This window comes from Shigella sp. FJ200513 (assembly GCF_040495915.1).
GTDB lineage: Bacteria > Pseudomonadota > Gammaproteobacteria > Enterobacterales > Enterobacteriaceae > ECMA0423.
Genome location: NZ_JBDYCV010000099.1, coordinates 1 through 12,857, shown reverse-complemented (window position 1 = coordinate 12,857; position 12,857 = coordinate 1). Strand labels below are relative to the sequence as shown.

The following is a 12,857-nucleotide window of genomic DNA, read 5'->3' as shown; positions in this document are numbered from 1 at the left end:
TCGGTGGAGCTGCATGACAAGGTCATCGGGCATTATCTGAACATAAAACACTATCAGTAAGTTGGAGTCATTACCGGGTAACAGAAATGACATATTGCGCTCCTGATTGTTGCAGGTAGTGTCTCTCTTCGAAGCGGATAAGTCAAAAACATATATGACTTAACGAATGTGTAAGTGCAGAGGAAGGTAATAGGTGTGAATTTTGAGTTGGCTATTCATTTGAAAGGCGGTTTGAATCAGGACGTAAAAAAACCGACTTTGCGTCGGTTTTTTACTCTTCAGCCTGAGTTGGTGGCTCTGGCTGGAGTGAGAATGCCCACATCTAACGGTTCAATACTATTAGCCAGTGGCTAACATTGCAAGCGTTAGCGATTTCTTCAGCTGGAGAAGGGACAGTTTGCTATACATGGTGGTGAAAGAGGATTTATATACTTTCATCGGGTCGCTGCCGTACCAAGCCTTGTCCGAATCCGGACGTAAAAAAACCGACTTCGCGTCGGTTTTTTTACTCTTCAGCCCAGAGTTGGTGGCTCTGGCTGGAGTGAGAATGCCATCATCTAACGCATCAATGCTAATACCATACTGAAACTATTGCAAGGTTATGCTGGTTATTTAGCCTAATTACACTGTATGATTATCCAGTTAGCTCTGAGGCATTTTCACTCTGGCAATGCGCATAAACGCTTTCAAAGTCCTGGTCAGAAGTACGGGTGGTGCCGTTAACTGATGCTCTGGCCGGAGTGAGATTGCCCACATCTAACAATGAGGCATGCGCCGTGACAGGCAGTGGATGAGTAAGCGGATGCATTCTCACTCCATCGCATGGAGAAAACGGGTGATTGATAAAGCAATCATCGTTCTTGGGGCGTTAATTGCGCTGCTGGAACTGATCCGCTTTCTGCTTCAGCTTCTGAACTGATAGCGGAAACGTAATTAAGGGCTAAGAGCACACTACTCTTAGCCCTTTAACATTTAACGCATGGTCACGAACTCTTCTGCCGCCGTTGGGTGAATGGCGACGGTATTGTCGAAGTCTTTTTTGGTTGCGCCCATCTTCAGCGCCACCGCGAAGCCCTGCAACATTTCGTCCATACCAAAGCCAATGCCGTGAATACCGACAATCTTCTCTTCTGGCCCAACGCACACCAGCTTCATGCGGCACGGCTGGCGGTGAGTGGTGACGGCGGTATACATCGCGGTGAAAGAGGATTTATACACTTTCACCTGATCGTCGCCGTACTGCTCGCGCGCCTGCGGTTCCGTTAAACCAACAGTACCAATCGGCGGATGGCTGAAGACCACGGTCGGAATGTTGCTGTAATCCAGATGCTCATCCGGCTTGTTATTAAACAGGCGTTCAGAGAGACGGCGACCCGCTGCAACTGCCACCGGTGTCAGTTCCACTGCACCCGTGTTATCGCCCACCGCGTAAATACCTTCAATATTGGTGTTTTGATATTTATCGACGACGATATAGCCTTTTTCGTTGGTTTTAACGCCAGCGGCTTCGAGGTTGATGTTGTCATTGGCAGGCTCGCGACCAATCGCCCAAATCAGGCAATCCACCGTTTCACTGCGACCATCTTCCAGCTCCAGCGTCAGGCTACCATCGGCATTTTTCACTACCGCTTTCGGGATGGCGTTGGTATGCAACTGTGGGCCTTCGGCGTTCATCACTTCGACCAGCGTTTCAGAGATCATCGGGTCGAAGCTGCGCAGCGGCGCATGTTTACGCACAAACAGATGCGTTTTCGCGCCGAGGCCGTTAATCACGCCAGCCAGCTCAACGGCGATGTAACCCGCGCCAACAACCGCCACGCGCTCTGGCAAAGCAGGAAGGGCGAAGAAGCCATCGGAATCAATACCGTATTCCACGCCTGGAATATCCGGGTGGCTCGGACGACCGCCGGTGGCGATCAGAATATGATCGGCCGTGATGGTTTCGCCGTTAACTTCCAGCGTTTTGGCATCAACGAAGCGGGCAAAGCCTTTGATTACATCAACGTTATTTTTACCGAGCACGTTTTCATAGGAAGTATGAATACGGTCGATATAGGCGGTACGGCTGGCGATCAACGTTTCCCAGTTGAACTTGTTGATGGTGGTATCGAAACCATAATCAGGGCCGTACATATGGATCGCTTCACGGATTTGCGCCGCGTGCCACATCACTTTTTTCGGCACGCAGCCGACGTTCACGCAGGTGCCGCCCAGCTCTTTGGCTTCAATCAGTGCGCATTTCTGGCCGTACATAGCCGCGCGGTTGATGGAGGCGATACCGCCGCTGCCGCCGCCGATGGCGATGTAATCATAGTGTTTAGTCATGACATATTGTCCTTATCGTTGATTACCGCGATTGTAGCGCGAGACGTAATAGGTGCCAGCAATGGCTGCAATTACTCCGGCACGATCCAGCTTACGGTGGCGTGCCCGGTACCTGCCGGAACCAGTTTGCTGTGCAGCCACGACAGCACGTTATTCATCTGCTGTTCCAGCTTCCACGGCGGGTTAATCACAATCATGCCGGAAGCGGTCATGCCACGGCGATCGCTGTCTGGCAGCACCGCCAGTTCAATTTGCAGAATTTTGCGAATGCCGGTCGCTTCCAGGTCGTGGATCATGCGCTTAATTTGCTGGCGCAGCACCACCGGATACCACAATGCGTAAGTGCCAGTGGCGAAACGTTTGTAACCTTCTGCTATCCCGCTGACCACCGCCTGATAGTCGGTTTTCATTTCATACGGCGGGTCGATAAGGATTAAACCACGGCGAGAAACCGGCGGCAGTTTGGCCTTAAGTTGCTGGAAACCGTCGGCTTTTTCGACGCGTGCACGGCTGTCTTTCTGAAATCCAGAACGCAGCAACGGGTAATCGCTCGGGTGCAGTTCGGTCAGTTGCAGGCTGTCTTGTTCGCGCAGTAGCTGGCGAGCAATCAACGGCGAACCGGGGTAGTAACGCAACTGGCCGCTACGGTTGAAGTGTTTTACCACATTGATGTACGCCTCCAGTTCTGCGGGCAAATCGTCCTGCTGCCAGATACGGGCGATACCTTCGAGATATTCGCCGGTACGCTCGGCATGTTCGCTACCTAACTGATAACGCCCGGCCCCTGCGTGGGTGTCGAGATAGAGAAACGGTTTATCTTTCTCTTTCAGCGACTCGATGATCAGGCTCTGAACGGTATGTTTAAGGACGTCGGCGTGGTTGCCAGCGTGAAAGCTGTGGCGATAACTGAGCATGGGTAAAGGTGTTCCGGTAAGTAAAAATTGGCCCGTATTCGGGGCGCACAAAAGCCTATCAGGACAGTATACCGAAAAGAGGCCGCCGCCGCGAAAGCGTAACGTTTCTCATTGAAATTCACTACACTTAACCCCATGCTACACACATTATGTAAAGCGCCTGTTGAGCGCTTCCTTAACCTCTTTAACCAGGACTGCGCTAATGACGAATCCGTTACTGACTCCCTTTGAATTGCCTCCGTTTTCTAAAATTCTCCCGGAACATGTCGTTCCAGCCGTGACTAAGGCATTGAACGACTGCCGCGAAAATGTGGAGCGCGTAGTAGCGCAAGGGGCACCGTACACCTGGGAAAATCTCTGCCAGCCGTTGGCGGAAGTGGACGATGTTTTGGGGCGTATCTTCTCCCCGGTCAGCCACCTGAACTCGGTGAAAAATAGCCCGGAACTGCGTGAAGCGTACGAACAAACCCTGCCGCTGCTGTCGGAATACAGCACCTGGGTAGGGCAACATGAAGGGCTGTATAAAGCGTACCGCGACCTGCGCGATGGCGATCATTACGCCACGCTGAACACGGCGCAGAAGAAAGCGGTTGATAACGCCCTGCGTGATTTTGAACTCTCTGGCATAGGTCTGCCGAAAGAGAAACAGCAGCGTTACGGCGAAATTGCTACCCGTCTTTCTGAACTGGGCAACCAGTACAGCAACAACGTCCTCGATGCGACGATGGGCTGGACCAAACTCGTTACCGACGAAGCGGGGCTGGCGGGGATGCCAGAAAGCGCGCTGGCTGCGGCAAAAGCCCAGGCCGAAGCGAAAGAGCTGGAAGGCTACCTGCTGACGCTGGATATCCCAAGCTACCTGCCGGTAATGACCTACTGCGACAACCAGGCTCTGCGCGAAGAGATGTATCGCGCTTACAGCACCCGCGCCTCCGATCAAGGCCCGAATGCCGGTAAGTGGGATAACAGCAAGGTGATGGAAGAGATCCTCGCGCTGCGTCACGAACTGGCGCAACTGCTGGGCTTTGAAAACTACGCCTTTAAATCCCTTGCCACTAAAATGGCAGAAAACCCGCAGCAGGTGCTGGATTTCTTAACCGATCTGGCAAAACGCGCGCGTCCGCAAGGCGAAAAAGAGCTGGAGCAACTGCGTGCCTTCGCTAAAGCCGAATTTGGTGTCGATGAGTTGCAGCCGTGGGATATCGCTTACTACAGCGAAAAACAGAAACAGCACCTCTACAGCATCAGCGACGAGCAGCTGCGTCCGTACTTCCCGGAAAACAAAGCGGTTAACGGCCTGTTTGAAGTGGTGAAACGTATTTACGGCATCACCGCTAAAGAGCGTAAAGATGTTGATGTCTGGCATCCGGATGTACGTTTCTTCGAACTGTATGACGAAAATAACGAACTGCGCGGCAGCTTCTACCTCGATCTGTATGCCCGTGAAAACAAGCGCGGCGGGGCGTGGATGGATGGCTGCGTAGGCCAGATGCGTAAAGCTGATGGTTCTCTGCAAAAACCGGTCGCGTATTTGACTTGTAACTTCAACCGCCCGGTAAATGGTAAACCGGCGCTGTTCACTCACGACGAAGTGATCACCCTGTTCCACGAGTTCGGTCACGGCCTGCACCATATGCTGACCCGCATCGAAACCGCTGGTGTTTCCGGTATCAGCGGTGTGCCGTGGGATGCGGTCGAACTGCCGAGTCAGTTTATGGAAAACTGGTGCTGGGAGCCGGAGGCGCTGGCGTTTATCTCTGGTCACTATGAAACCGGCGAACCGCTGCCGAAAGAGTTGCTGGATAAAATGCTGGCGGCGAAGAACTACCAGGCGGCGCTGTTTATTCTGCGTCAGCTGGAGTTCGGCCTGTTTGATTTCCGCCTTCATGCCGAGTTCCGCCCGGATCAGGGGGCAAAAATCCTCGAAACTCTGGCAGAAATCAAGAAACTGGTTGCCGTGGTGCCATCTCCGTCCTGGGGCCGTTTCCCGCACGCTTTCAGCCATATTTTCGCCGGTGGTTATGCGGCAGGTTACTACAGCTACCTGTGGGCTGACGTACTGGCGGCAGATGCTTTCTCGCGCTTTGAGGAAGAGGGCATTTTCAACCGTGAAACCGGGCAGTCGTTCCTCGACAACATTCTGAGCCGTGGCGGTTCAGAAGAGCCGATGGATCTGTTCAAACGCTTCCGTGGTCGTGAACCGCAGCTGGATGCGATGCTGGAGCATTACGGCATTAAGGGCTGATCATTCAGTGAAAATCTGCTTAATTGATGAAACAGGCGCCGGAGACGGCGCCTTATCTGTTCTGGCGGCCCGCTGGGGGCTGGAGCACGATGAAGACAACCTGATGGCGCTGGTGTTAACGCCGGAACATCTGGAATTGCGCAAGCGTGATGAGCCAAAACTTGGCGGCATCTTTGTTGATTTTGTTGGCGGAGCGATGGCGCACCGACGCAAATTCGGCGGTGGTCGCGGTGAGGCGGTGGCGAAAGCGGTGGGCATTAAAGGCGATTATTTGCCGGATGTGGTGGACGCCACCGCAGGGCTGGGGCGCGATGCCTTTGTACTGGCTTCAGTCGGCTGCCGCGTGCGGATGCTGGAGCGTAATCCAGTGGTTGCCGCGCTACTCGACGACGGCCTGGCGCGTGGTTATGCGGATGCGGAAATCGGCGGCTGGTTGCAGGAGCGGTTGCAGTTAATTCACGCCTCCAGCCTGACGGCGCTAACCGATATTACCCCACGCCCGCAGGTGGTCTATCTCGATCCGATGTTCCCGCATAAGCAGAAAAGCGCGCTGGTGAAAAAAGAGATGCGTGTCTTTCAGTCGCTGGTGGGGCCGGATCTTGATGCCGATGGATTACTGGAGCCTGCACGCTTGCTGGCGACCAAACGCGTGGTGGTAAAGCGCCCGGACTACGCGCCACCGCTGGCGAATGTCGCCACGCCAAACGCGGTTGTGACTAAAGGGCATCGCTTTGATATCTATGCAGGTACGCCAGTGTAAAAGTAAAGCAGGGTAGCGATAACGCTACCCTGCTTTCTGCAAGAATAATTAATGGCTTTCCGGCGTCGCAATCATGCGTTTCAGCCACGGCACCATCAACAGCATCACTACTGCAACGCCCAGCGTGACCAGACCAATCTTACCAAACACGTTGGTATAGACGGGCAACGTCTCAAGCGGATCGGTAATGTTGTCCGGCACCGCGGTAAATGTTGCCACATAGCCGCCCAGCAAGAACGCGGCAGCCTGCGTCAGGAACCACATCCCGAGAATAAAGCCCATCAAATGCTGCGGCACCAGGGCAGCAATCATCGCCAGGCCAAGGGCGCTAATAAACAATTCACCCAGGCTCTAGAATAAATACACCAGCACGATAAACCATGGCGATGTCAGCCCCTGGTCATCCGCAAACCACATTCCCGCAGCAGCAGCCGTCAAAAAGCCCAGTGAGCACATAAACATGCTGAGAGTAAATTTCATCGGCATCGAGAGGTCTTTGCCTTTGTTACCCAGATGCGTGTAAATGCCTGCCAGTATTGGGCTGGCGAGTACCACCCAGAACGGGTTAAGCGCCTGGAAGCTGACCGGGTTGATGGAAAAACCGAGAATTTCATGATGCACGTTGTTGATGGCAAAGAAGTTCAGCGATGTTGGCATCTGGGCGTAGAGAATGTAAAACACCACCGCTTCGAGCATCAGGACAAAGGCGACAAACATTTTATTGCGCCCGGTTTTATCCAGCTTGAATGCCTGACGAAAGAAGATGATAGTGACGACGATGGAGAGAACAATCAGCACCAGATTGGCGACTTCTACGTTGTGCATCAGCCATGCACATACGAAGATCATCACCACGCTGCCAAGTAATACGTACAACAGTTTGCTGAAGCTCATCGGCTTGAAGTCGGGTTCAGAACCAATGTCTTTCACCATTCCACGACAGGCGATGTAAACCAGTAATGCGATAATTAACCCCGCCCCGCACAGGTTGTAGGTGACTGAATAACCGAATCTATCAGCGATCACAGGGGCCAGCGATAACGCTATCAACGAGCCGATATTGATCGACATATAGAACAGGGTGAATGCGCCATCAAGCCGCGGATCTTTCGGCGGATAGCACTTCGAAAGCAAGCTGGCTGGGTTAGCTTTAAACAGGCCGTTACCGACAGCGATAGTCCCCAGGGCGATGAAAATCAGGTCAGGCTTAAGTAGCGACATGCCGGTCATGAAGTAGCCAATCGCCAGCACAAGTGCTCCAAGAACAATGGTGCGTTTGGTCCCCAACAGGTGGTCGCCGACATAGCCGCCAATGGAAATGAGGCCATAGACCAGTGCAGCAAAAGCACCAAAAGTGACAAAAGCCTGCTCTTGCGAGAATCCAAGCTGTTTAACGAAGAAAACCGCCAGTACGCCCTGCACGCCGTAGTAGCCGAATCGCTCCCATAACTCGACAAAAAAGATCATGAAAAATGGGCGAGGTTGCTGCAGCATCCCCATGGGTGTTGTTGTATTAATATTTATTAACCTTCCAATACCATCCTGAAAAGTATGAACGCGTAAGGGATAACGCGCGAAAAAGTTTACATCTGTCAGAGATTCTTAATATTGATGCGGTGAATAGATTAATACACTATTACAACAGAAAATAACCAGCTGATCACACTAATGATGGAAAATATGATGGTGTTAAATTTTGTATTGGCAGGAGATTTTGATTGCGTACGCAGATCGTAGGCCAGATAAGGGGTTTACGCTGCATCAGGTAACAAGGCGCGCCAAAAAGCAAAACGCCCGCATATGCGGGCGTTCAGGAACACGTCGTGGAGGGATGATTATTCTTCTTCGTCGCGTAGCGGAACAATCAGCATATCAACGTGAACGGTGTTGATCAGCTGACGTGCGGAAGACATCAGTTTGCTCCAGAAGTCCTGGTGGTGACCACAAACCACCAGATCCATATCGTATTTCTTGATTGCATCGACCAGAACCTGGCCTAGGTCGCCGCTGCCGCTCAGGGTTTCAGTGATTGGATAGCCTGCATTAGTGGAAAGCTCGGTCAGCGCATGATGTGTCTCTTCAGAGATGCGTTTCTGCATATCACCCAGATTCACATCAATAAGCCCGGTGTATAGGTCAGAGTAGTTTACATCTACGTGGATCAGAGAAACTTTCGCATTGTAGGGGCGAGCCATAGAGACTGCTTTCTCTACCAGAACTTTGCTTTCCGGGGAGAGATCGACTGCGATGAGAATGTGTTTATAAGCCATAGTGTTACTCCTTCCATAAAGTTGTCGATGACTGGCCAGCTAGCGTTTCTTGTGCCGTTACGTCACCCGCGTCCTGCGAACTACGTGCGCGGGGCTAACCCAGCCGTAAAGATTCAGTGTTAAGACCATCCTTACCTTATAGCGACCCGGATGATCCGTCAATCCGCCTTGCTTACCCGTTAGATAAACAAATTTTCGACATGAATATTATATTGATAGTGGTTAACCTTCTGGAAAAAAAACAACCTGATCTCCTACACTATCTATAGAGCCGCTCGGATGTTGGTCACCACAAAAGCGGTTTCTCCAGGACCTGGTGTTAACTGATTGGCAGCGTATCGGGAGCGGTAGCCCCGGGGTGGAACTCCGCGGGCAGGTCGCCGGGGAGGAGGTATGATAAGCACCGTCGCATTATTTTGGGCTTTATGTGTCGTTTGCATTGTTAACATGGCGCGCTATTTCTCATCACTACGCGCGTTGTTAGTGGTACTGCGTAACTGCGATCCATTGCTCTATCAATATGTTGATGGAGGGGGCTTTTTTACCTCACATGGCCAACCCAACAAACAGGTGCGTCTCGTTTGGTATATCTATGCCCAACGTTATCGCGATCATCACGATGATGAGTTTATTCGCCGCTGTGAGCGGGTGCGTCGGCAGTTTATTCTGACTAGCGCATTGTGTGGTCTGGTGGTGGTCAGCCTGATTGCATTGATGATTTGGCATTAAGCACTTCAGCAATAATAACGTATAAAAAAAGCGGGCCAGTAAACTGACCCGCTCGTTTTGGTGCGTACGATTACAGGAACTGCAAGGAGAACCAGTACAGCCCGCCGGAAAGTAGTACCGCAGCCGGAAGGGTAAACACCCAGGCCATCAGAATACTGGTTACGGTTTTACGCTGTAAGCCGCCGCCATCTACCACCATCGTCCCCGCGACAGAAGAGGAGAGTACGTGAGTGGTGGAAACCGGCATCCCGGTATAACTCGCCAGGCCGATTGACACTGCCGCCGTCATCTGGGCAGACATCCCCTGAGCGTAGGTCATGCCTTTCTTACCGATTTTCTCACCGATAGTCGTTGCCACACGACGCCAGCCAATCATCGTACCGATACCTAACGCCAGCGCGACCGCCATGATGATCCACACCGGCGCATACTCGATGGTGCTAAGCATGTCGGACTTCAGTTTCTTCAACAGGCGCTGATCGTCAGCACTCACACCAGGCATCTTCACCACTTTGTCGATAGTGTCAGAAACGCACAGCATAATGCGGCGCATCTGGCTACGTTGATCAAGCGACAGCTTGTCGTAGCTTTCCACATCGGTGGTCAACATACCTTTCAGGCGGTTGAGCGCGTTAATGGTATTCGACGGATGGCAGTGGAACTCCGCAGGTTGCGTTGCGCCAGCTTCCGGAGCCGGTACTAACTGATCAGCACCGGTAGCCTGTTTGAGCAGCGCAGGATGCTGCTCAAAGTAAGCTTCGACGTTGTTGATGGCATCACGGGTACGGGTGATTTCGTAGCCAGTGGCATTCATGTTCACCACGAAGCCTGCTGGCGCGACGCCAATCAATACCAACATAACCAGACCAATGCCTTTCTGACCATCGTTCGCGCCGTGCGAAAACGCCACGCCGATAGCGGAAAGGATCAGCGCGATACGCGTCCAGAACGGCGGCTTTTTCTTGCCGTCTTTCTTTTCACGCTCCGCTGGGGTCAGGTGGATACGGGCGCGTTTCTTGGTGCCGCTCCAGTAGCGACGCAGCAAGAAAATCAGACCGCCAGCAAACACCAGGCCGACAATAGGGGAAACGATCAGAGAACCGAAAATACTTAATACTTTCGGGATATTGAGTGCATCCACCACTGACGTCCCGGTCATCAACGCATTGGTTAAACCAATCCCGATGATCGCGCCAATCAGCGTATGAGAGCTGGATGCAGGTAAACCAAAGTACCAGGTACCCAGGTTCCAGATAATCGCCGCCAGCAACATAGAGAACACCATGGCAAGGCCATGAGACGATCCCATATTAAGCAGCAGATCCGTCGGCAGCATATGCACAATGGCATAGGCAACACTCAGACCACCCAGCAAAACACCCAAAAAGTTGAACACCGCCGCCATAACCACGGCGAGCTGAGAACGCATCGCGCGGGTATAGATAACGGTTGCCACGGCGTTGGCTGTGTCATGGAAACCATTGATGGCTTCGTAGAACAGCACAAAAGCCAGTGCAAGCAATAATAACAGCCCGGTATGCAAATCCAGGCCAGCAAACAAATGTAGCATAGGACGTTACGCCATTTTGAGGACATGAACGCGGCGCATTATCAGTGACTTTCGCGGCGCGGGCAAAGTGAAATATAGACTTTTTTTGATTTGCCTCCTGTATGGATTTCACTCAAAAAATAATTATCTTATATAATTCAGGCAAATACTTCCTTTTAGTAATATTGATGCTGGTGCGACCACTGAGGAATCTTTACAATTCACGCCCGTTTTTTCTAAGAGGAGCGCAACGTGGAAAGGTTTGATGCCATTATTATAGGCGCTGGTGCGGCGGGTATGTTCTGTTCTGCGCTGGCAGGTCAGGTAGGACGCCGGGTTCTGCTGATCGATAATGGTAAAATACTAGGGCGCAAAATCCTTATGTCTGGCGGTGGGCGCTGCAACTTTACCAACCTTTATGTCGAACCAGGCGCTTATCTGAGCCAGAATCCGCATTTTTGTAAGTCTGCACTCGCACGTTTTACCCAGTGGGATTTCATTGATCTGGTCAATAAACACGGTATCGCCTGGCACGAGAAAACGTTAGGGCAACTCTTCTGCGATGACTCCGCGCAGCAGATTGTCGACATGCTGGTGGATGAGTGCGAGAAGGGCAATGTAACCTTCAGATTGCGTAGCGAAGTGCTGAGTGTGGCGAAGGATGAAACAGGCTTCACGCTTGATCTGAACGGCATGACTGTCGGTTGCGAAAAGCTGGTCATCGCGACCGGTGGGCTGTCAATGCCGGGGCTGGGCGCATCGCCGTTTGGTTATAAGATTGCCGAACAATTTGGCCTCAACGTGCTGCCGACCCGCGCGGGTCTGGTGCCATTCACTCTGCATAAACCGTTGCTCGAAGAGTTACAGGTGCTGGCGGGCGTGGCGGTGCCTTCCGTGATTACCGCTGAAAACGGCACCGTTTTCCGTGAGAACTTACTCTTCACCCACCGCGGCTTATCTGGACCGGCGGTGTTGCAGATTTCAAGCTACTGGCAACCGGGTGAATTTGTCAGTATCAATCTGCTACCGGATGTGGACCTCGAAACCTTCCTGAATGAGCAGCGTAACGCACATCCGAATCAAAGCCTGAAAAACACACTGGCGGTTCATCTACCGAAGCGGTTGGTTGAACGCTTACAGCAACTCGGGCAAATCCCGGATGTTTCGCTAAAACAGCTCAACGTGTGTGACCAACAGGCACTGATTAGCACATTGACCGACTGGCGCGTACAACCCAACGGCACTGAAGGCTATCGCACTGCCGAAGTGACGCTCGGCGGCGTGGACACCAACGAACTTTCTTCACGGACGATGGAAGCGCGCAAAGTGCCTGGGCTGTACTTCATCGGTGAAGTGATGGACGTTACCGGCTGGCTGGGGGGCTATAACTTCCAGTGGGCGTGGTCGAGTGCATGGGCTTGTGCGCAGGATTTGGCGTCAATTGTGAAATAACCATGACGTTTTCCCGTCAGCCGTTTGTATATGTCGTTATTAAGTCATTTTGGTACGGTTCTGCATCCGACATTCTGGTGTTAACTCGCTGTTTTGTTAGCGAATTAACGCTATTGCCGTTGTGGTTATTTTATAGTGTATTTATTCTCAGAGAATATATATTACTGAAATAAAAAACACAAAGAATAACCAAAGGAAATTATTTGAAACGTAAAAGGTATATATTTTTAATCTGTAAAATTTAAAATCACCTCCTCTGGATTGAATCAACTTGCTCTATTTAAGACGATTGTTTTTACATTTTCACCACCTGTATCAGGTGGTGTTTTTTTATTGGCGGCAATGCCTTTATCTTATTTTTATTACGTTGTAAATATGGCTATTCCTAAATGAAATTTGATTTGCTCAGTTTATTTGTGATGTCAGGGGAGTGCTTGCCATGAGAGTCGTGATATTATTATTCATCATTTTTAGGTAATGCTGCCAACTTACTGATTTAGTGTATGATGGTGATTTTAAGGTGCTTGCGTGGCTTTCATTTCCATCAGATGTCCTTCCTGCTCCGCTACTGAAGGCGTGGTGCGTAACGGCAAAAGCACTGCCGGACATCAGC

The 12,857-nt window shown here is 51.6% G+C and carries 12 protein-coding genes and 1 pseudogene; 8 read left to right on the top strand and 5 right to left on the bottom strand.

The annotated features are described in order from the left end of the window. Together ABZJ92_RS17240 and dinQ are read left to right on the top strand one after the other, a co-directional pair. Nucleotides 1–60: IS1 family transposase (locus ABZJ92_RS17240; protein WP_071528444.1), on the top strand; the 60-nt coding region annotated here is incomplete at its 5' end. 775 nt (nucleotides 61–835) lie between these two features. After that, a complete protein-coding gene (gene dinQ / locus ABZJ92_RS17235; protein WP_001295215.1) occupies nucleotides 836–919 on the top strand; it encodes a damage-inducible type I toxin DinQ in 84 nt (27 codons plus the stop codon). Nucleotides 920–972: 53 nt separating this feature from the next. On the opposite strand, the gene gorA is transcribed toward dinQ, so the two are convergent. Both gorA and rlmJ read right to left on the bottom strand, forming a co-directional pair. Next, nucleotides 973–2,325, bottom strand: coding sequence for a glutathione-disulfide reductase (gene gorA / locus ABZJ92_RS17230; RefSeq protein ID WP_000160805.1), 1,353 nt, complete (start codon nucleotides 2,323–2,325; stop codon nucleotides 973–975). 71 nt (nucleotides 2,326–2,396) lie between these two features. Beyond that, nucleotides 2,397–3,239, bottom strand: coding sequence for a 23S rRNA (adenine(2030)-N(6))-methyltransferase (gene rlmJ, locus ABZJ92_RS17225; RefSeq protein ID WP_005052521.1), 843 nt, complete (start codon nucleotides 3,237–3,239; stop codon nucleotides 2,397–2,399). 202 nt (nucleotides 3,240–3,441) lie between these two features. Between rlmJ and prlC the strand changes: the two genes are divergently transcribed. Together prlC and rsmJ are read left to right on the top strand one after the other, a co-directional pair. Further along, nucleotides 3,442–5,484 (top strand): oligopeptidase A, encoded by a 2,043-nt coding sequence (gene prlC, locus ABZJ92_RS17220; RefSeq protein WP_005065284.1) that lies wholly within the window; start codon nucleotides 3,442–3,444, stop codon nucleotides 5,482–5,484. Between the two features lie 7 nt (nucleotides 5,485–5,491). Further along, complete coding sequence (gene rsmJ, locus ABZJ92_RS17215; protein ID WP_000686608.1) at nucleotides 5,492–6,244, top strand: 16S rRNA (guanine(1516)-N(2))-methyltransferase RsmJ; 753 nt, start codon at nucleotides 5,492–5,494, stop codon at nucleotides 6,242–6,244. A 48-nt stretch (nucleotides 6,245–6,292) separates the two neighbouring features. On the opposite strand, the pseudogene dtpB reads toward rsmJ, so the two are convergent. After that, nucleotides 6,293–7,762 (bottom strand): annotated as a pseudogene (gene dtpB / locus ABZJ92_RS17210) (dipeptide/tripeptide permease DtpB). Nucleotides 7,763–7,927: 165 nt separating this feature from the next. On the opposite strand from dtpB, the gene ABZJ92_RS17205 reads away from it, so the two are divergent. Next, on the top strand, nucleotides 7,928–7,981 hold the full coding sequence (locus tag ABZJ92_RS17205; protein WP_213061748.1) for a hypothetical protein: 54 nt from the start codon (nucleotides 7,928–7,930) through the stop codon (nucleotides 7,979–7,981). A gap of 98 nt (nucleotides 7,982–8,079) precedes the next feature. Here ABZJ92_RS17205 and uspA read toward each other — a convergent pair whose 3' ends face one another. Next, nucleotides 8,080–8,514 (bottom strand): universal stress protein UspA, encoded by a 435-nt coding sequence (gene uspA / locus ABZJ92_RS17200; protein ID WP_000323571.1) that lies wholly within the window; start codon nucleotides 8,512–8,514, stop codon nucleotides 8,080–8,082. 393 nt (nucleotides 8,515–8,907) lie between these two features. On the opposite strand from uspA, the gene uspB reads away from it, so the two are divergent. After that, nucleotides 8,908–9,243 (top strand): universal stress protein UspB, encoded by a 336-nt coding sequence (uspB, locus tag ABZJ92_RS17195; protein ID WP_000626187.1) that lies wholly within the window; start codon nucleotides 8,908–8,910, stop codon nucleotides 9,241–9,243. A gap of 70 nt (nucleotides 9,244–9,313) precedes the next feature. Here uspB and pitA read toward each other — a convergent pair whose 3' ends face one another. Then, on the bottom strand, nucleotides 9,314–10,813 hold the full coding sequence (gene pitA / locus ABZJ92_RS17190; RefSeq protein ID WP_000902779.1) for an inorganic phosphate transporter PitA: 1,500 nt from the start codon (nucleotides 10,811–10,813) through the stop codon (nucleotides 9,314–9,316). Between the two features lie 231 nt (nucleotides 10,814–11,044). Here pitA and ABZJ92_RS17185 point away from each other — a divergent pair, with 231 nt between their 5' ends. Together ABZJ92_RS17185 and ABZJ92_RS17180 are read left to right on the top strand one after the other, a co-directional pair. Continuing rightward, nucleotides 11,045–12,244, top strand: a complete 1,200-nt coding sequence (locus ABZJ92_RS17185; protein ID WP_000439213.1) for a BaiN/RdsA family NAD(P)/FAD-dependent oxidoreductase — start codon at nucleotides 11,045–11,047, stop codon at nucleotides 12,242–12,244. Nucleotides 12,245–12,772: 528 nt separating this feature from the next. After that, a partial coding sequence (locus tag ABZJ92_RS17180; protein WP_315971065.1) for an IS1 family transposase occupies nucleotides 12,773–12,857 on the top strand: 85 nt, incomplete at its 3' end.

Bases quoted from the DNA above. Each gene is read 5' to 3' on its own strand.
- rlmJ (WP_005052521.1), bottom strand. From the start codon at position 3,239: ATGCTCAGTTATCGCCACAGCTTTCACGCTGGCAACCACGCCGACGTC.
- uspA (WP_000323571.1), bottom strand. From the start codon at position 8,514: ATGGCTTATAAACACATTCTCATCGCAGTCGATCTCTCCCCGGAAAGC.
- uspB (WP_000626187.1), top strand. From the start codon at position 8,908: ATGATAAGCACCGTCGCATTATTTTGGGCTTTATGTGTCGTTTGCATT.
- pitA (WP_000902779.1), bottom strand. From the start codon at position 10,813: ATGCTACATTTGTTTGCTGGCCTGGATTTGCATACCGGGCTGTTATTA.
- prlC (WP_005065284.1), top strand. From the start codon at position 3,442: ATGACGAATCCGTTACTGACTCCCTTTGAATTGCCTCCGTTTTCTAAA.
- gorA (WP_000160805.1), bottom strand. From the start codon at position 2,325: ATGACTAAACACTATGATTACATCGCCATCGGCGGCGGCAGCGGCGGT.